This window comes from Poseidonocella pacifica (genome assembly GCF_900111875.1).
Lineage (GTDB): Bacteria > Pseudomonadota > Alphaproteobacteria > Rhodobacterales > Rhodobacteraceae > Poseidonocella > Poseidonocella pacifica.
Genome location: NZ_FOJU01000005.1, coordinates 380,703 through 398,612, shown reverse-complemented (window position 1 = coordinate 398,612; position 17,910 = coordinate 380,703). Strand labels below are relative to the sequence as shown.

The following is a 17,910-nucleotide window of genomic DNA, read 5'->3' as shown; positions in this document are numbered from 1 at the left end:
GCGGCGCTGACGACAAGATCGAGGCGATGAAATCCGCCGGCATCACCGTCGCAGACAGCCCCGCCACACTCGGCGAAGCCGTGCTGAAGGCGATCAAAGGCTGATGGCAAACCGACCCGCCATAGGTGCTGAAGGCAGCGCCGAACCCGAGGGAGGGCATGAAGCGCCCGCCCTGGGGGGCGGGTCGGACGCTGCCTGGTGGAGCCGCCGGGCATTGGCAACGTTTTTGGCCCTTGCAGTATCCACTGGATTTGCAGCAGCGAACCCGTTCTTGGAGGCGCTTCCTATCTGCACAAGCGCTGGCATTGACATGCAGGCGCGTGAAAACCGCTTTCTTGCAGATGGCTGGACGAAAGTGACACTTTCTCCTCGAGAGCGCCGGCAAATATCGGATGGAATCACTGTTCAAAACCAGCCGGACGAGAATACCCACGCTGAATGGGCTGCGCGAAGAGAATGGGCTAACCGATTGGTAATTGACGACGTGGATGTAATCCTCGTCGCTAAGGGCGCTGTATTGGCCCGGCTCGCAACACAAATGCAAACCGGCTATGACAACTGCGTCATCTACGGTGTCCAAGACAACGAAACGGACGATCTGCTTGAACGTCTCAACGCCGCGGGCGGTATGCGCGAATGGGGATATGGCTTCCACGGCACGATGTTCGCGCAAACGCAGGCAGAAGACGGAAGCGAGTGGCGGACCGAGGTAAGCCTCCACGGCATAAGAGACGCCGCTACTTTACCGCTTGAACGCGCTCTCGAAACAACCATCACAGCGACTTTGATAACCCAAAAGGTGCGTGAAAAATGACCGACCAAAGTCCCAACGACCAGTTCCACGCCTCCAGCTTCATGCAGGGCGCAAACGCCGCCTATCTCGAACAGATGTATGCCCGCTACGCCAACGATCCCAACGCGGTCGATGACGCGTGGCAGGCTTTCTTCCGGCAACTCGGCGACGATGAAATCGGGGTAAAGAAAGAGGCGGCTGGCCCCTCTTGGGCCCGGCCCGACTGGCCGCGCCATCCGCAGGACGAGTTGACCAGCGCGCTGACCGGCGAATGGCCTGTCGAGGAGGCCAAGGACGCCGGCAAGAAGATCACCGCCAAGGCCGAGGAAAAGGGGATCAAGGTCTCCGACGAGGCGGTCAAGCAGGCAGTGCTCGATTCAGTCCGTGCACTCATGTTGATCCGCGCCTACCGGATCCGCGGGCACCTCGCCGCTGATCTCGATCCGCTGGGCCTGAAGGAATCCGCGCCGCACCCCGAGTTGGACCCGAAATCCTACGGGTTCACCGATGCCGACATGGATCGCCCGATCTTTATCGACAACGTTCTGGGGCTTCAGATCGCCAGCCTGCGTGAGATCCTCGCCATTGTGAAACGCACCTATTGCGGCACCTTCGCGCTGCAGTACATGCACATCTCCGATCCTGAGCAATCGGCATGGCTCAAGGAGCGGATCGAAGGGTTCGACAAAGAGATCCGCTTTACCCGCGAAGGGCGCAAGGCGATCCTGAACAAGCTGGTCGAGGCCGAGGGCTTCGAGAAATTCCTGCATGTGAAATACATGGGCACCAAGCGCTTCGGGCTCGACGGCGGCGAGGCCTTAGTTCCGGCGATGGAACAGATCATCAAGCGCGGCGGGCAGCTTGGCCTCAAGGAAGTCGTGATCGGCATGCCGCACCGCGGCCGCCTGTCGGTGCTCGCCAACGTGATGAACAAACCCTATCGCGCGATCTTCAACGAGTTTCAGGGCGGCAGTTTCAAACCCGACGACGTGGATGGCTCGGGCGATGTGAAATACCACCTTGGCGCTTCCTCGGACCGCGAATTTGACGGCAACATCGTTCACCTGTCGCTGACGGCGAACCCGTCGCACCTCGAAGCGGTCAACCCCGTCGTGCTCGGCAAGGCCCGCGCGAAGCAAGACCAACTCAAGGATACGGAGCGCAAGCAGGTGCTTCCCATCCTGCTGCACGGGGACGCGGCCTTTGCCGGTCAGGGCGTCGTGGCCGAAGGCTTTGGCCTCTCGGGTCTGCGCGGTCACCGCACGGGCGGGACGATCCATTTCGTCGTGAACAACCAGATCGGCTTTACCACCGCGCCGCATTTCTCCCGGTCTTCTCCCTATCCGACCGATATCGCCCTGATGGTCGAGGCGCCCATCTTCCACGTGAACGGCGACGATCCAGAGGCGTGCGTCCACGCGGCCAAGGTGGCGACGGAATTCCGTCAGAAGTTCGGCAAGGACGCGGTCATCGACATGATCTGCTACCGCCGCTTTGGCCATAACGAGGGCGATGAGCCCATGTTCACCAACCCCTTGATGTACAAGAAGATCAAGGGCCACAAGACGACGCTCAGCCTCTATACCGAACGGCTCGTGCGGGATGGTCTGATCCCCGAGGGGGAAATCGAGGACATGAAGACCTCGTTTCAGGCCTTTCTCAACGATGAGTTCGAAACCGGCAAGAACTACAAGCCCAACAAGGCCGACTGGCTCGACGGGCGCTGGAGCCACCTCGACAAGCAGAAGGAAGGCAAATACCAGCGCGGCAAGACGTCGATCTCGGACGACACATTCACGGAGATCGGCAAGGCCCTCAGCACCCCGCCCGAAGGTTTCCCCATCCACAAGACGGTTGGGCGACTGCTGGATACCAAGGCCAAGATGTTCGAAACCGGCAAGGGGTTCGATTGGGCCACGGCCGAGGCGCTCGCCTTTGGCTCGTTGCTGACCGAAGGCTATCCCATTCGCCTTTCCGGTCAGGACAGCACGCGCGGCACCTTTTCTCAGCGTCACTCCGCCCTGATCAATCAAGATACCGAGGAGCGGTACTATCCGCTCAACAACATCCGTGCCGGACAGGCGCATTTCGATGTCATCGACTCGATGCTGTCGGAATACGCGGTGCTCGGCTTCGAATACGGCTATTCGCTGGCAGAGCCCAACGCGCTGACCCTGTGGGAGGCCCAGTTCGGGGATTTCGCCAACGGCGGCCAGATCATGTTCGACCAGTTCATCTCCAGCGGTGAAAGCAAATGGCTGCGCATGTCGGGGCTGGTCTGCCTGATGCCGCACGGTTTCGAAGGTCAAGGACCGGAGCATTCCTCCGCGCGCCTCGAACGCTTCCTGCAACTTTGCGGTCAGGACAACTGGATCGTGGCCAACTGCACCACGCCGGCCAACTATTTCCACATCCTGCGCCGTCAGTTGCACCGCAGCTTCCGCAAGCCGCTGATGCTCATGACGCCCAAGTCGCTCCTGCGGCACAAGCTCGCCGTGTCCGAGTCCGAAGATTTCCTCAAGGGTTCCTCCTTCCACCGCGTGCTGTGGGACGATGCCGAAAAGGGGAACTCGGACACGACGCTCGCGCCGGATGACAAGATCAAGCGGGTGGTGATGTGCTCGGGCAAGGTCTATTACGATCTGCTCGAAGAGCGTGACGCGCGCGGGATCGACGATGTCTATCTCATGCGGATCGAACAGTTCTATCCCTTCCCGGCGATCAGTCTGGTGAAGGAGCTGGAGCGTTTCAAACAGGCGGATATGGTCTGGTGTCAGGAAGAGCCCAAGAACCAGGGCGCCTGGTCCTTCATTGAGCCAAACATCGAATGGGTGCTGGGCCGGATCAAGGCCGACCACGCCCGCCCGCGCTATGTCGGGCGAGCCACGGCGGCATCGCCCGCCACGGGCCTCGCCTCCACCCACAAGGCACAACAACAAGCGCTCGTCGACGAGGCGCTGACGATCGAAGGGAAGTGATCCGATGACCACTGAAGTACGCGTACCCACACTCGGCGAATCCGTCACCGAAGCGACCGTGGCGACCTGGTTCAAGAAACCCGGCGACAGCGTCATGGCCGACGAAATGCTCTGCGAGCTTGAGACCGACAAGGTGACGGTCGAGGTGCCCTCCCCGGTTGCGGGCAAGCTGGCCGATATCGTGGCGCCGGAGGGGGAAACCGTCGGCGTCGACGCCCTGCTGGCCAACATCGCCGAAGCGGGCGAGGCTGGCGCGGAGACGGTCGAGGAACGGCCTTCCGCCAAAAAGGAAGAGGCGGCGGCGCCCGCCCCGGCAGCAAACGCGAGCGACAGCGTCGATGTCATGGTCCCGACCTTGGGCGAGAGCGTGAGCGAAGCCACCGTCTCCACATGGTTCAAGAAGGTCGGCGACAAGGTCGAAGCCGATGAGATGCTCTGCGAGTTGGAAACCGACAAGGTCTCCGTCGAGGTGCCCGCCCCTGCGGCCGGTGTCCTGACCGAGATCGTCGCCAACGAAGGCGATACCGTCGAAGCGAACGCCAAGCTCGGCGCAATCTCCTCCTCCGGCGGCGCGGCTTTCGAAGCGCCCGCCCCTGAGGGCCAGACGCAATACGACCGCCCCGAAGCTGGCAACGCCGGTCCGCAGCGTGACATCGAGGATGCGCCCTCCGCCAAGAAGGCGATGGCCGAAAAGGGCATTTCCCGCGACGCCGTGACCGGAACAGGGCGCGATGGCCGCGTGATGAAGGAAGATGTCGCCAAGGCAGGCAGCGCAGCAGCACCCAAACCCGCCGCCCCGGCGGCACGTGCGCCCGTCTCCGCCGATGACGAAAACCGCGAAGAGCGCGTCAAGATGACCCGCCTGCGCCAGACCATCGCCAAGCGCCTGAAAGACGCCCAGAACAACGCCGCCATGCTGACGACCTATAACGAGGTCGACATGTCCGGCGTGATGGAGTTGCGCTCGACCTACAAGGACGAGTTCGAGAAGAAGCACGGCGTGCGCCTCGGCTTCATGTCGTTCTTCACCAAGGCCTGCTCCCACGCGCTCAAGGAGGTCCCCGAAGTCAACGCGGAGATCGACGGCACCGATATCGTCTACAAGAACTTCGTGCATATGGGCATCGCCGCCGGCACGCCCACGGGCCTCGTGGTTCCGGTGATCCGCGACGTGGATGCCATGTCCTTCGCCGAGATCGAAAAGGCGATTGCCGAAAAGGGCAAGCGCGCCCGCGACGGCAAGCTTTCCATGGCAGAGATGCAGGGCGGCACCTTCACTATCTCCAATGGCGGCGTCTATGGCTCGCTCATGTCCTCGCCCATCCTGAACCCGCCGCAATCGGGTATCCTCGGGATGCACAAGATCCAGGAACGCCCCGTTGTGGTGAACGGCGAAATCGTCATCCGCCCGATGATGTACCTCGCCCTCAGCTACGACCACCGCATCGTCGACGGCAAAGGCGCCGTGACCTTCCTCGTGCGGGTGAAAGAGGCTCTGGAGGATCCACGGCGGCTGCTGATGGATCTGTAAGGATGGCCGGCGACACGGGACTCAAGCCGGGTGACGTGCATTGGGTGGTAGGCGTCAAAGATGCCTACCGCGCGGCTACCGGACGGACTGACTTCAATTCGACCGAAGCGCGCAAATGGCTCAACACCCTCGGGTTCACCGCATACAAACTGCCGCAGTCGGTTGACGTACTCGCCATTGATCGTGAGGAGCCATGACATTCCCAAGCGCCTCTAAACCGTTCAGCATGCAGGCCCCCAGTTGCCTGTCGCCCTCCACGCCACATCATTAGGTTGATCCACCAACCCAAAGGAGAAGCCCCATGTCCCTGCAACTGCTCTGTCGTTTCGAAGCCGGAAATGCGGCCTCGTGGCAATCGGCCTATGATGAGAAATCCGAGGAACGCGGCAACGCGGGCCTCTCGCAGCTTCAGATCTGGACCGGGGCGGATACCGGATCGGCGATCTGGGTTCTGTTCGCGGTGAATGACCGGGGCAAGGCGCAGAAATGGCTCGACGGGCCAGCGCGGCTTTCCGATGGCCAGATCGCCGAGGCACATTTCCTCAAGACCGCCTGACCCAAGGATGATCCCACGCGCATGACCCCCGAACTTACCGCCCTGACCCTCGCCGCCCTGTTGCAGGTGGTCCAGTTCACCCTGATGGCCGTCCCGGCCAATCTGGAGCTGGGCCCCGGCAAGACACTCGGCCCGCGCGACCCGGAGCGTGTCGGGGATCTGCGCGCGCAGGTCAGCGTCCGGACCGGGCGGCTATACCGCGCGCTGGACAATCATTTCGAGGGGCTGATCCTCTTTGGCATCGCCTGCGGCGTCATCGCGATCAGCGGGCAATCCACTCCGGTGACGGCGGCCTGCGCCTGGATCTATCTGATCGCCCGCGTGCTGTATGTCCCGGCCTATGCCTTTGGCTGGACCCCGTGGCGCAGTTATATCTGGGCCGCGGGTTTCCTCGCCACGGTGATCATGCTTTTCGCGGCGCTGGTATGAGCATGTCCCACACCGACATTTCGCGGCATACAAGAGTCATACACTTGTCATACGCAAATCACACACCCGCAATACAGCAAGGAGCACCCTATGGCATCCTATGACGTGATCGTAATCGGCTCAGGCCCCGGCGGCTATGTTGCCGCGATCCGGGCCGCGCAGCTTGGCCTCAAGACCGCCTGCGTGGAGGGGCGCGAAACGCTTGGGGGGACCTGTCTCAACATCGGCTGCATCCCGTCCAAGGCCCTGCTGCATGCCAGCCATCAACTGCATGAGGCGGAGCACAACTTCGCCAAGATGGGCCTCAAGGGCAAAAGCCCTTCGGTCGACTGGAAACAGATGCTCTCCTACAAGGATGACGTGATCGGCCAGAACACCAAGGGTATTGAATTTCTGTTCAAGAAGAACAAGATAGACTGGATAAAAGGCTGGGGATCCATCCCTGAGAAGGGCAAGGTCAAGGTCGGAGATGAGGTGCACGACGCCAAGAACATCATCGTGGCGACCGGCTCCGTTCCCACCGCCCTGCCCGGCGTTGAGGTCGATGAGAAGATCGTCGTGACCTCCGAAGGGGCGCTCAAGCTTGGCAAGATCCCTCGGAAGATGGTCGTCATCGGCGCCGGTGTCATCGGGCTGGAACTCGGGTCCGTCTATTCCCGGTTGGGCGCCGAGGTGAAAGTGATCGAGTTTCTCGACACCATTACCCCGACCATGGACGCAGAGGTTCAAAAGAGCTTCAAGAAGATTCTTGAAAAGCAAGGGCTTGCCTTCGTTCTCGGGGCCGCGGTGCAGGGGGTCGAAACTTCCGGCGGCAAGGCCAAGGTCACCTACAAACTGCGCAAGGATGACAGCGAGCATGTCGAAGACGCCGATGTCGTCCTCGTCGCAACGGGGCGCAAACCCTACACCGACGGGGTCGGGCTTGAAGCGCTTGGCGTCGAATTGACCGACCGGGGCATGATCAAGACCGACGATCACTGGCGCACCAATATCGAGGGCATCTACGCCATCGGCGACGCGATCGCCGGCCCCATGCTGGCCCACAAGGCCGAGGATGAAGGCATGGCCGCCGCCGAGGTTATTGCCGGAAAGGCCGGCCATGTGAACTATGGCGTGATCCCCAGCGTGATCTACACACACCCCGAGGTCGCCTCTGTCGGCAAGACCGAAGCCGAGCTGAAGGACGAAGGCCGCGCCTTTAAGGCGGGCAAGTTCTCCTTCATGGGGAATGGCCGGGCCAAGGCGAATTTCGCGGCGGACGGGTTCGTAAAGATCCTCGTCGACAAGGACACCGACCGGATTCTCGGGTGCCACATCATCGGCCCGAGTGCGGGTGATCTGATCCATGAGATCTGTGTTGCTATGGAATTCGGAGCCTCTGCCGAGGATGTCGCGCTGACCTGTCACGCGCACCCGACTTATTCCGAAGCCGTCCGAGAGGCGGCGCTTGCCTGCGGCGACGGTGCAATTCACATGTAAACGTAATGGGTGGGGGCCGCGCAGACTTGGCGGCCCCCGCTCTTAACCCTGCGGCTCGCGTTCGCCGAAGATCGCCGAGCCCACGCGCACATGGGTCGCGCCTTGGCGAATTGCCTTGCCGTAGTCGCCACTCATCCCCATCGACAGCCCTTCCAGCCCGTTGCGCTGCGCCAGCTTCTTGAGCAGCGCGAAATGAAGTGCGGCCTCCTCCTCGACCGGCGGGATGCACATCAACCCGATCACGGGAAGGCCCAGATCGCGGCATTCCGAGATCAGCGCACCCACATCATCCGGTGTCACCCCTGCCTTCTGCGGCTCTTCGCCTGTGTTCACTTGAACGAAGAGTTCGGGGCAACGCCCGATTTCATCCGCGATGCGGGCGATGGTCCGGGCGATCTTTGGGCGGTCCACCGTGTGGATCACATCGAAAAGCTCCATGGCCTGCCGGGTCTTGTTGCTCTGCAACGGTCCCAGCAGGTGCAATTCGACCCCATCGAATTGTTCTCGGAGCGACGGCCACTTCTCCGCAGCCTCCTGAACACGATTCTCACCATAGACCCGGTGCCCCTGTTGCAGAGTTGCAACAACACGCTCGACAGGTTGTACCTTCGAGACTGCAATGAGCGTGACCGAACCTGCGGCACGCCCTGCGGCACGCTCCTCCTCCGATATCGACTCTCGAACGCTATCCAAGGACATGAAAGCTCCCCTATTTCATTGACGTCTGCCGCTTGAAGACTAGCCTTTGGTGCCGGAATGGCCAATCGCCAGCGGTGAAGCAGTGTGTGTCCGATCTGCATCATCTGGTCGAGGGTGGATTTCCACGGGGCGGCAAATCGTTGACCCCGAGTATCCGTTGGGCGCAAACACTTGGTCAATGCCGGGGCAAACTGGCATTTCAAGAGAATGCAACACGAGGGATACTAATGAAACGCATCCTCCTTACCTCGACCGCCCTGGTCGCCTTCGCAGGCGCCGCGGCAGCCGACATCTCCTGGTCCGGCGCTGCCGAACTGGGCTTCAATGACGATCTCGAAGACGGCGTCTATGCCGACATCGACATCGACCTGTCCGCTTCTCAGGAACTCGACAACGGCGTTACCGCGACGTTGACCTACGGTTTCGAGCTTGAAGACAGCGACGGCCCGAACGATCTCGACGGTGACAACTACTCCACCGACGACAACGTAACGCTCTCCCTGACGTCCGAAATGGCTTCCATGGTCGTTGGCGACACCACGTTCGCTGCCGAGAACTACTGGAACGGCGTGACGAACATGGAAGAAGACAACTTCTCCGAAGCTGATGGCGAATTCGTCATCCGCGGCGAAGTTATGTACAACACCATCACCGCAGGTGTTTCCTACATCGTTCACACCGACGAAGTCGCCGACGGCGGCAACGGCACCGGTGAGCTCGACCAGCTGTCCTTCGGCGCAACCGGTGACTTCTCCGGCGTGTCCTTCAGCGTTGCCTACCAGGAAGAAGCCGACGAAGCGTATGACGCGGACTTCAACGGCGACTTCTACACCACCGAAGTTTGGGGTGTATCTGTTGGCACGACGATCAGCGGCGCAGACGTTCTGTTCGCTTACGCTTCCGAAGACGACGAAGATTCGATCGGTGTCGAAGCAACCATGCCTGTCGGCCCCGTATCGGTCACAGCGTTCTACGTTGCTGAATCCCGCGACGAAGGCACCGACGACGACGTTGACGAAGATGGCGAAGACAACTACGGCCTCATCGTTGCGTATGCTGACGGCCCCTTCTCCGTTGACGCATTCTTCCACGGCGGCGGCGACGAAGATGCTGGCATCCACCTCGGCTACGACGTTGGCAACGGCCTGATGCTCTACGCTGGCTACTCCGACGACGACGGCCAGTACGTTGCAGGTGAGTACGACCTCGGCGGCGGCGCATCCTTCCTCGTCTCCTATGCAGAAGACGAAGACGATGAAGAGAACGACGAGATCGGTCCGCAGGAATACTACCACGGCACCACTCTGGCTCTGAACCTCGCGTTCTAAGCCATACCGGTTGTACGATCTTAGGGAGCGGTCCTTCGGGGCCGCTCCTTTTTCGTTTTCGCCGTTTCGCAAAGCGGCGCAAAGGCTTCGCGGTTTCTGTGGGCCAATTCTCCTTGTTCGACCCAGACCGCTTCGCTACAGATGGGTCGTTCCAAGACGGGGGAGAACTGACGTGACCGCAATGCCCAGACGCCTTGTTATGGCTGCCCTGCCCCTTTTACTGGCGGCCTGTGGCGGCATCGGAAGCCTCGGGCTCGGGGGCAGCGCGCCAAATGCCACGCAGGAGGCGACGCGCGTCCGCGGCGGCGAGGTCGTGGCGGTCAACCGGTATCTCTGGGCGGCCTCCCTTGATGTACTTGATTTCCTGCCCATCAGCGCGATCGATCCCTATACGGGCGTCATCTCCACGGGCTACGGCACGCCTCCGGGCGGGGGCCGCGCCTATCGCGCCACCGTACATATCAGCGATCCGGCCCTTGATGCGCGCGCCCTCTCAGTTGCCCTGCAAACCAGTTCGGGACCTGTGAGCGCGGCAACCGCCCGCGCTGTTGAGGATGCCATCCTGACCCGTGCGCGGCAATTGCGGGTACAAGACGGACGTCTCTGATACCGCGCGGGCTGGACCACCGCGCGCGGGCGCACTATCACCGCCCAAAGACAGACGTGTGAGAAGAGGGACGCCCAATGTCGCGCTATTCCGCTGCCGAAATCGAAGCCAAGTGGCAGCAGGCCTGGGATGAGGCTGGCACATTCACGGCCACCCGCGAAGGGGACAAACCCAAATACTATGTGCTGGAGATGTTCCCCTATCCGTCGGGGCGCATCCACATGGGTCATGTGCGCAACTACACGATGGGCGACGTCATCGCGCGCTACAAGAAGAGCACGGGCCACAATGTCCTGCACCCCATGGGGTGGGACGCTTTCGGGATGCCGGCGGAAAATGCCGCCATGGCCATCGGCGGGCACCCCAAAGACTGGACCTATGACAACATCGCCGACATGCGCGCCCAGATGAAGCCGATGGGCTGGTCGCTCGACTGGTCCCGCGAATTGGCCACCTGTGATCCGGAATACTACGGCCAGCAACAGGCGCTCTTTATCGACTTTCTCGACGCCGGACTGGTGTATCGCAAGAACGCGGTGGTCAACTGGGATCCGGTGGACATGACCGTGCTCGCCAACGAGCAGGTTATCGACGGCAAGGGTTGGCGCTCTGGCGCGGATGTGGAACGCCGTGAGCTGACACAGTGGTTCTTCAAGATTTCCGATATGTCGGAGGAACTGCTGGACGCCCTCGACGGGCTGGACGACTGGCCCGCGAAGGTCAAGCTGATGCAGGCCAACTGGATCGGCAAGTCGCGCGGGCTGCAATTCAGTTTCAGCCTGATCGACGGCCCGCATGGCATGGACCGGGTCGAAGTCTACACCACCCGGCCCGATACGCTGATGGGTGCGTCTTTTGTCGGGATCTCCCCCGACCATCCGCTTGCAAAGCAACTCGAACGTGAGAACCCGGAGATCGCGGCCTTCTGCGCCGATTGCCGCAAGGGTGGCACCACCGCCGAGGCGATGGAAACGGCGGAGAAAAAGGGTTTTGATACCGGCCTGAAGGTCATGCACCCGTTCGACAACGATTGGGAGCTGCCCGTCTATATCGCCAACTTCATCCTGATGGACTACGGCACCGGGGCGATCTTTGGCTGCCCTGCGCATGACCAGCGCGACCATGATTTCTGCGTGAAATACGATCTGCCCATCGTGGATACCTTCCTCCCGCTCGAAGGGGAGTACGATATTCAAGCAGAGCCATTCGTTCCTCCAAAGAGCGAAACGGTCCGCTACACCCGCCCCATTGCAGGTGGCGAGACGCAGACCGGCGACGACGCTGTGGAGGCCGCTGTCGATTTTTGCGAGGCAAATGGTGTCGGTCAGGGGGTGACGAAATACCGCCTGCGGGACTGGGGGCTTTCGCGCCAACGCTACTGGGGTTGCCCGATCCCGGTCGTGCATTGCGAAACCTGCGGAGTGGTGCCCGAGGCCAAGGAAAATCTGCCCGTCAAATTGCCCGACGATGTCAGCTTTGACGTGCCCGGCAATCCGCTGGATCGGCACCCGACATGGCGCGATTGCACCTGTCCGAAATGCGGAAGCCCCGCGCGCCGTGAAACGGATACGATGGACACGTTCGTTGACAGTTCGTGGTATTTCGCCCGCTTCACCGCCCCGCATGCCGATACCCCCGCGGACATGGCCGAGGCCGAATACTGGATGAATGTGGACCAGTATATCGGCGGAATCGAGCATGCGATCCTTCACTTGCTTTATTCGCGCTTTTTCGTACGCGCCATGATCCAGACCGGACATCTGCCCGCAAAATGCGCCGAGCCGTTCAACGCGCTTTTCACCCAAGGCATGGTCACGCACGAGATTTACCAGACGAAGGATGCCGAGGGGCGGCCGGTCTATCACCTGCCCGAGGATGTGACTGACGGAAAGCTGAGCGACGGCACCGAGGTAGAGATCATCCCCTCGGCCAAGATGTCGAAGTCGAAGAAGAATGTCGTCGACCCGGTCAACATCGTGTCGGCCTTCGGCGCGGATACGGCGCGCTGGTTCGTTCTGTCCGACAGCCCGCCGGAGCGGGATGTTGAATGGACGGCTGCCGGCGCTGAAGCGGCGCACAAGCACCTGTCGCGGGTATACCGCATCGTCACGGAGATCATCGGAACCGATACCGCCGCGAATGATGAGGATCAGACGCTGATCCGCGAGACGCACAAGGCGATCTTCGACGTCACCGGCGATATCGAAAGCTTTGGTTTCAACGCGGCGATCGCGCGACTCTATGCCTTTACCAACGCGCTCTCGAAATCGGGCGCAGGAACCGATGCCAAACGTCAGGCGGCGCGAACCCTTGCGCAGTTGATGGCACCGATGACCCCGCACCTGTCCGAAGAACTTTGGACGATGCTGGGCGGCGACGGTTTGGTTGTCGACGCCCCGTGGCCCGCATTCGATGAGGCCATGCTGGTCGAAGATACCGTTACGCTCCCGATTCAGGTGAACGGCAAACGCCGTGGGGAGCTTGAGGTGCCGAAGGACATGGCCAAGGATGAGATCGAAAAGCTCGTCCTGTCTCATCCCGCTGTCATGCGCACTCTGGACGGGGCCGCGCCGAAGAAGGTCATCGTTGTGCCCGGGCGGATCGTGAATGTTGTGGCATGATCGACGCAGCTTTCTGGCGTTGCTGGGCGCGGGCGGTCTTTCTGCCTGTGGGTTTCGCCCGGTCTACGGGCCGGGTGGCAACGCCGGTCGCCTCACCGGTACAGTTGCCATCGACACGCCCACCGACCGGGATGAGTTCCTGCTCAGGGCGCGGCTTGAAAACCGTTTGGGTCCAGCAACTGATGCGCTGTACGGCCTCAGCTACGATCTGACCCTCTCCTCCGACGGCGTTGCGGTCACGAGCGATCAATCCACAACCCGCTACCAGATTGAGGGAGAAATCATTTTCTCCCTCCGAGATCTCGCCAGCGGCGAGATTCTCACATCCGGGCGTGTGCGGAACTTCACCGGATATTCCACCACTGGCAGCACGGTTGCGACCCTTTCCTCCGAGAGAGACGCCAAAGCCCGTCTCATGACAATCCTGGCCGATGCGATCGTCGCCCGCCTGATTGCCTTGCCGGAATGAAACTCACGACGCGGGATGCTCTGCGCTATTTCGCACGGCCAGAGCCGGAGCGAGCCGGGTTGCTGATCTATGGCGGCGATGCAATGCGGGTCGCGCTGCGCCGGCAGGAGGTTATCGCCGCGCTGATCGGTCCGAAAGGCGAAGAGGAAATGCGCCTCACCCGCCTACAGGCGAGCGATCTGCGCAAGGATCCGGCCGCCCTGTCCGATGCGATCAAGGCGCAGAGTTTCTTCCCGGGGCCGCGTGTCGCCTTCCTCGAAGAGGCCACCGAACAGCTTGCGCCCAAGATCCTCCCCGCGTTGCAGGATTGGGGGCCGGGCGATGCTCAGGTCATCGTCACCGCCGGGCAACTCAAGCCCACGTCGAAGCTCCGCAAATTCTTCGAAGGGCATCGCAACGCCTATGCTGTCGGGATCTATGACGATCCGCCCTCGCGGGAGGAAATCGAAGCCTCCCTTCGCACCGCCGGATTGAATGACATTTCCAGCGACGCGATGGCCGACCTCGTGGGCTTGTCCCGGGCCCTCGATCCGGGCGATTTTCGGCAAACGCTGGAGAAAATCTCTCTTTACAAGATAGGGGATGAAGCGCCGCTTTCGCCCGAGGATATTGCTGCCTGCGCCCCGGTCTCTACCGAAGCTGCTGTCGATGACCTGCTGCACGTTGTTGCCGAAGCCCGGATCGGGGAGCTTGCCTCGGTCATGTCACGGCTGCGCGCCCAAGGTATCAACCCGACGTCGATCTGCATTGCGGGAATGCGCCATTTCAAGACCCTCTACGCCGCTGCGTCGGATCCCGGCGGCGCCTCGGTCGGGATCGGCAAGGTGCGCCCTCCCGTCAACGGACCGCGCCGGAACCGGATGGCCCAGCAGGCCTCCAGTTGGGGGGCATTCAAACTGCAAGACGCACTCGAAACGCTGACGGATCTTGATCTCAAGCTACGCTCGGCCGCTCAAACGGCCCCAGCAGCGGAGTTGGTTGAGCGGGCGATGATACGCCTCGCCATGCTCAATCGGGAACGCAGATAGAATTCAGGTCCGCAGGTTCCGCGCGCTTTCCTTGATCGCATCGTATTGCCCCGAGGGACGGAACCGCCAGAGATAGGATTCCAGCACTGCTTCAGAGGCTGTCGGCACGATCCCAAGCTCCGCAAAGCCCCGAGCGCCTTCGGAAACCACGTTATCGTTCCGCAGGTTGGCGACCTGATCACGCGTGATCGGAGCGGTGAAAAGCCCCCCGGTGAGAGACTGGGCAAAGCCCAAGCCACCAGCTATGATATTGGCAAGGCCGAAGGGAATATCGGCGATGAACCTGCGCCGACGGATCACCTTGAGCATCTGCTGCATCAACTCGCGGAAGGTATTCACATCCGGGCCGCCAAGTTCAAAGACCCCCGGCCCAGCCTTCCCAAGAACGCCGAGAACCGCTGCGTGCGCGACATCGTCGACATAGACCGGCTGAAATTTGGTTTCGGCCCCGACAACCGGCAGCACCGGCCCGAGGCGGGACATGGAAGCGAAACGGTTGAAGAAGGAATCTTCCGGCCCGAAGATGATCGAGGGGCGCAGGATAACGGCATCGGGCATATGGCGGAGCACTGCGGCCTCGCCCTCTGCCTTGGTGCGCGCATAGGCGCTCTCACTGTCTGCGTCCGCACCAATTGCAGAGATGTGGACCATGCGCGCAATCCCATGCGCGGCTGCTACACGTGCGATCCGCTCAGCGCCTTCGGCCTGAACCGACTCGAACGTGTTCTTGCCGCTCTCTGCAAGTACACCCACACAATTGACCACCGCATCCGCGCCGCGGGTTGCCTCGGCCACGCTTTGATCATCGCGGATATTGCAGAAAACCGGTTCAACCTGTCCCACGACACCATAGGGCCGTACGAACATCGCTTCGTTGGGACGGCGCACCGCGACGCGAACGCGCCAGCCTTCCTTGGCCATACGCCGAGCGATGTGGCGCCCGACAAAGCCGGACCCGCCGAATATCGTGACTAGCTTGGACATGGCTACATTCTCCCGCGCGAGGTTTTCCCTTCTGGTCATAGCCCCGCTGCAGACCTGAGACAAGGCACGAGAATACCCCCAAAATCGCATTGACAGCGGCATGCTCCCCAACTAAATGGCGTCCTCACGACACCTGCCCAGGTGGCGGAATGGTAGACGCGCTGGCTTCAGGTGCCAGTGGCCGCAAGGCCGTGGAGGTTCGAGTCCTCTCCTGGGCACCAAATCACCCCAATTTGCTGTCTCATACCGTGAAGCCCACTTCATGATGCTCACTCGGATCTTGATCCAGCCGGCTCAGTGGTATCTATTCCTTTCCGCTAGATCACAGATTCACGGCGCGCCCGGAGCACCCAAGTTGCGGTACGGCGCGATACGTCGTCCACGTTCCTCGGCTATGAGATCCCATGAATGACGCCCCAATCTGATTCCAGCGCGGTTCCAGAGACCTAAACACTCATTCGGTCGCCAAATACGTTTGTGCAATCCCGGATTGCCCGCGCACTGCGAGTGGCGGCTGGATGATTTGGCCACCCCTTCCATCGCAATGCCCGGGCCCTTGATCCCTATCCGGTGATGTCGCGGATTGCTGTCATCACCTCGGCGACGTGAGCGCCGTCGCGGGCCGCGGGGTTTGGCTGCCCGAAGTCTCCTCGATCATTGTCGAAATAGCGGCCCGTCGCTTGGGCAAACTCCTCCGACAGCGCGGCACGGCGCAAGATATCGGCGCCTTGTCCCAGGTCGCTGCCCGCTACGCCAAAGCCTTCCTTCACCATCTTCGACGCCAGAAGGGACCCGGGGTTCACGGCTACGAAGACTGGCCCTCTGGGAAGGGATTTGGCCATTTCCTGCGTCCAGATCGTGAGTGCAAGCTTGCTCTGCGCATAGGCGCCCATATCGTCAAGTTCTCGTTTGCCGCGAAGCGCCTGCACATCCACCGGGGCCTGTGCCGCCGAGGACAGGTTGACCACGCGGCCCTCGGGTGGAATGACCACCAGCAGCCGTTGGGTAAGCAGATACGGCGCGATGGTGTTGACGACAAAACGCAAATCCAACCCCTCAAGCGTGCGGCTCTGGGGCGCCTTGAGAACACCGGCGTTGTTGATCAGAACGTCTATCCGAGAATGGTTGGCGATAATATCCGCCGCCATTTTCTCCACCTCTTCCAAACGTGAGAGGTCGGCAAGGTAGGTTTCCGGCGTGCCGCCCAGCTCGTTCGCCGCCGCCTCCAGTTTATCAGCGCTGCGTCCATGGAGCAGCACCTCGTGGCCTTCGCTGGCAAGCGTCTTGGCAGTCAGAAGGCCAATGCCGTCGGTCGCGCCGGTGATGAGGATGGTTTTAGACATTGTGCTTTTCCTAGCTTGTGAATTCGGGCAGGATCTCCGCCGCCAGCCGTTGCATGGTCGTCTCGACCTCGGCCCCGTTGAACCGCAGATTCAGCGCGACATGATTGATCCCAAGCCGCCGCAACTCACTCAGATAGCGCCGGAGGTACTCTGTGCCCGATTGAAAACCCAAATGGATGGGTCTGGGTGGCGCATCCGCCCGATCGACAAGGTCGATATAGAGCGATTGCATCACGGGTTTGTCGGGCAAGCCCGCCTCATGGATCTCGCGTCGGTATGCGGTCACCACCCGCTCTTGCGCCGCCGCATCGCGCGGATAGGTCATCCAGCCGTCACCGTTGCGCGCGACCCAGCCGGGCGATTGCTGGCTGCCGCCGGTGATGAGTAACGGCAACTGACCGCCCTCAGGCTTGGGCAGCATGTCGATACCGCCAGAGAGCGTGCCCTGCGCCGAGGCATGCTGCGGATACGTCTCCGCCATTGCACGAATGTAGTCGACGCTGTCGCGGAACCGTGCGCCCCGATCGTCGAAGCTCATGTTCAACGCCGGGTATTCATCGGGCCGGTCCCCCGATGCGACACCGAGCAACAAACGCCCTCCCGAGAGCATATCGGCCGAGGCCGCAGCCTTGGCCACATGCGCCGGATGGCGCAGCGGCAACACGATGCTCGCCACTCCCAACGCGATATCCCGCGTCACGGAGGCAAGCACGCCCAGATAAACGAAGGGATCGAAAACCTGCCCTGCATCACCAAAGGATGGAACGTTGAAGGGCACATCGCGCAGCCAAAGAGCGGAAAACCCCAGAGAATCCGCCAGTTGGGCGCGCTCTATATGACGCGCCATGTCCGGTACGGGGTTATGGCCATGCGCCTCCAGCGGCGATACGAGCCCGATACTCAACTGCCCCGGCCTAAAGACCCGACCAAAGGCTTGGTTGAGAGCTTGAAAACTCCCGGCATTCGTCTCGTCCCGCATTTTGTTTGTCCTCTCATCACCGGGCAAACCCGTGCTTCACATCCGCGTCAGGCGCCATGACACGATCTGGTCATGGCGAGCCTGAG

16 protein-coding genes, 1 tRNA gene and 1 pseudogene are annotated in these 17,910 nt (G+C 61.4%); 14 read left to right on the top strand and 4 right to left on the bottom strand.

Features of this window, described 5'->3' with window-relative positions:
- The 8 genes and pseudogenes from BM234_RS17320 to lpdA form a co-directional block, all read left to right on the top strand.
- Positions 1–104: pseudogene (locus BM234_RS17320) on the top strand (succinate--CoA ligase subunit alpha); the annotation flags it as partial.
- The gene (locus tag BM234_RS15715; RefSeq protein ID WP_092066661.1) at positions 104–814 is read left to right on the top strand and encodes a hypothetical protein; all 711 of its coding nucleotides are present in this window, start codon (positions 104–106) and stop codon (positions 812–814) included. The pseudogene BM234_RS17320 and the gene BM234_RS15715, both read left to right, overlap by 1 nt.
- Entirely contained in the window at positions 811–3,771 is a 2,961-nt protein-coding gene (locus BM234_RS15710; RefSeq protein ID WP_092066659.1) for a 2-oxoglutarate dehydrogenase E1 component, read from the top strand. Before BM234_RS15715 ends, BM234_RS15710 begins: the two co-directional genes overlap by 4 nt.
- Before the next feature lie 4 nt (positions 3,772–3,775).
- Complete coding sequence (gene odhB / locus BM234_RS15705) at positions 3,776–5,302, top strand: 2-oxoglutarate dehydrogenase complex dihydrolipoyllysine-residue succinyltransferase (protein ID WP_092066657.1); 1,527 nt, start codon at positions 3,776–3,778, stop codon at positions 5,300–5,302.
- Positions 5,303–5,304: 2 nt separating this feature from the next.
- Positions 5,305–5,499 (top strand): hypothetical protein, encoded by a 195-nt coding sequence (locus tag BM234_RS15700; protein ID WP_092066655.1) that lies wholly within the window; start codon positions 5,305–5,307, stop codon positions 5,497–5,499.
- A gap of 104 nt (positions 5,500–5,603) precedes the next feature.
- The gene (locus BM234_RS15695) at positions 5,604–5,858 is read left to right on the top strand and encodes a hypothetical protein (protein WP_092066654.1); all 255 of its coding nucleotides are present in this window, start codon (positions 5,604–5,606) and stop codon (positions 5,856–5,858) included.
- A gap of 21 nt (positions 5,859–5,879) precedes the next feature.
- Positions 5,880–6,287, top strand: a complete 408-nt coding sequence (locus tag BM234_RS15690; RefSeq protein WP_092066652.1) for an MAPEG family protein — start codon at positions 5,880–5,882, stop codon at positions 6,285–6,287.
- A 90-nt stretch (positions 6,288–6,377) separates the two neighbouring features.
- The gene (lpdA, locus tag BM234_RS15685) at positions 6,378–7,766 is read left to right on the top strand and encodes a dihydrolipoyl dehydrogenase (RefSeq protein WP_092066650.1); all 1,389 of its coding nucleotides are present in this window, start codon (positions 6,378–6,380) and stop codon (positions 7,764–7,766) included.
- A gap of 42 nt (positions 7,767–7,808) precedes the next feature.
- Here lpdA and BM234_RS15680 read toward each other — a convergent pair whose 3' ends face one another.
- Complete coding sequence (locus tag BM234_RS15680; RefSeq protein WP_092066649.1) at positions 7,809–8,465, bottom strand: YggS family pyridoxal phosphate-dependent enzyme; 657 nt, start codon at positions 8,463–8,465, stop codon at positions 7,809–7,811.
- A gap of 227 nt (positions 8,466–8,692) precedes the next feature.
- On the opposite strand from BM234_RS15680, the gene BM234_RS15675 reads away from it, so the two are divergent.
- The 5 genes from BM234_RS15675 to holA all read left to right on the top strand — a co-directional run bounded on the left by BM234_RS15675 (position 8,693) and on the right by holA (position 14,518).
- Positions 8,693–9,793 (top strand): porin, encoded by a 1,101-nt coding sequence (locus BM234_RS15675; protein WP_092066647.1) that lies wholly within the window; start codon positions 8,693–8,695, stop codon positions 9,791–9,793.
- Between the two features lie 181 nt (positions 9,794–9,974).
- Complete coding sequence (locus BM234_RS15670) at positions 9,975–10,400, top strand: DUF3576 domain-containing protein (protein ID WP_092066645.1); 426 nt, start codon at positions 9,975–9,977, stop codon at positions 10,398–10,400.
- 77 nt (positions 10,401–10,477) lie between these two features.
- Positions 10,478–13,021 (top strand): leucine--tRNA ligase, encoded by a 2,544-nt coding sequence (gene leuS / locus BM234_RS15665; RefSeq protein WP_092066643.1) that lies wholly within the window; start codon positions 10,478–10,480, stop codon positions 13,019–13,021.
- Positions 13,008–13,490, top strand: coding sequence for an LPS assembly lipoprotein LptE (gene lptE, locus BM234_RS15660; RefSeq protein WP_092066641.1), 483 nt, complete (start codon positions 13,008–13,010; stop codon positions 13,488–13,490). The genes leuS and lptE overlap by 14 nt, the downstream gene beginning before the upstream one ends.
- Positions 13,487–14,518, top strand: coding sequence for a DNA polymerase III subunit delta (holA, locus tag BM234_RS15655; protein ID WP_092066639.1), 1,032 nt, complete (start codon positions 13,487–13,489; stop codon positions 14,516–14,518). The genes lptE and holA overlap by 4 nt, the downstream gene beginning before the upstream one ends.
- A 3-nt stretch (positions 14,519–14,521) precedes the next feature.
- On the opposite strand, the gene BM234_RS15650 is transcribed toward holA, so the two are convergent.
- A complete protein-coding gene (locus BM234_RS15650) occupies positions 14,522–15,502 on the bottom strand; it encodes a complex I NDUFA9 subunit family protein (protein ID WP_092066637.1) in 981 nt (326 codons plus the stop codon).
- 135 nt (positions 15,503–15,637) lie between these two features.
- Between BM234_RS15650 and BM234_RS15645 the strand changes: the two genes are divergently transcribed.
- A tRNA-Leu gene (locus BM234_RS15645) sits at positions 15,638–15,723 on the top strand.
- A 342-nt stretch (positions 15,724–16,065) separates the two neighbouring features.
- Here the strand turns inward: BM234_RS15645 and BM234_RS15640 are convergent.
- Positions 16,066–16,845 (bottom strand): SDR family NAD(P)-dependent oxidoreductase, encoded by a 780-nt coding sequence (locus BM234_RS15640; protein WP_092066635.1) that lies wholly within the window; start codon positions 16,843–16,845, stop codon positions 16,066–16,068.
- A gap of 10 nt (positions 16,846–16,855) precedes the next feature.
- The gene (locus BM234_RS15635; RefSeq protein WP_092066633.1) at positions 16,856–17,824 is read right to left on the bottom strand and encodes an LLM class oxidoreductase; all 969 of its coding nucleotides are present in this window, start codon (positions 17,822–17,824) and stop codon (positions 16,856–16,858) included.
- Between the last annotated feature and the right edge of the window lie 86 nt (positions 17,825–17,910).

Bases quoted from the DNA above. Each gene is read 5' to 3' on its own strand.
- BM234_RS15715 (WP_092066661.1), top strand. From the start codon at position 104: ATGGCAAACCGACCCGCCATAGGTGCTGAAGGCAGCGCCGAACCCGAG.
- BM234_RS15710 (WP_092066659.1), top strand. From the start codon at position 811: ATGACCGACCAAAGTCCCAACGACCAGTTCCACGCCTCCAGCTTCATG.
- odhB (WP_092066657.1), top strand. From the start codon at position 3,776: ATGACCACTGAAGTACGCGTACCCACACTCGGCGAATCCGTCACCGAA.
- BM234_RS15700 (WP_092066655.1), top strand. From the start codon at position 5,305: ATGGCCGGCGACACGGGACTCAAGCCGGGTGACGTGCATTGGGTGGTA.
- BM234_RS15695 (WP_092066654.1), top strand. From the start codon at position 5,604: ATGTCCCTGCAACTGCTCTGTCGTTTCGAAGCCGGAAATGCGGCCTCG.
- BM234_RS15690 (WP_092066652.1), top strand. From the start codon at position 5,880: ATGACCCCCGAACTTACCGCCCTGACCCTCGCCGCCCTGTTGCAGGTG.
- lpdA (WP_092066650.1), top strand. From the start codon at position 6,378: ATGGCATCCTATGACGTGATCGTAATCGGCTCAGGCCCCGGCGGCTAT.
- BM234_RS15680 (WP_092066649.1), bottom strand. From the start codon at position 8,465: ATGTCCTTGGATAGCGTTCGAGAGTCGATATCGGAGGAGGAGCGTGCC.
- BM234_RS15675 (WP_092066647.1), top strand. From the start codon at position 8,693: ATGAAACGCATCCTCCTTACCTCGACCGCCCTGGTCGCCTTCGCAGGC.
- BM234_RS15670 (WP_092066645.1), top strand. From the start codon at position 9,975: ATGCCCAGACGCCTTGTTATGGCTGCCCTGCCCCTTTTACTGGCGGCC.
- leuS (WP_092066643.1), top strand. From the start codon at position 10,478: ATGTCGCGCTATTCCGCTGCCGAAATCGAAGCCAAGTGGCAGCAGGCC.
- lptE (WP_092066641.1), top strand. From the start codon at position 13,008: ATGTTGTGGCATGATCGACGCAGCTTTCTGGCGTTGCTGGGCGCGGGC.
- holA (WP_092066639.1), top strand. From the start codon at position 13,487: ATGAAACTCACGACGCGGGATGCTCTGCGCTATTTCGCACGGCCAGAG.
- BM234_RS15650 (WP_092066637.1), bottom strand. From the start codon at position 15,502: ATGTCCAAGCTAGTCACGATATTCGGCGGGTCCGGCTTTGTCGGGCGC.
- BM234_RS15640 (WP_092066635.1), bottom strand. From the start codon at position 16,845: ATGTCTAAAACCATCCTCATCACCGGCGCGACCGACGGCATTGGCCTT.
- BM234_RS15635 (WP_092066633.1), bottom strand. From the start codon at position 17,824: ATGCGGGACGAGACGAATGCCGGGAGTTTTCAAGCTCTCAACCAAGCC.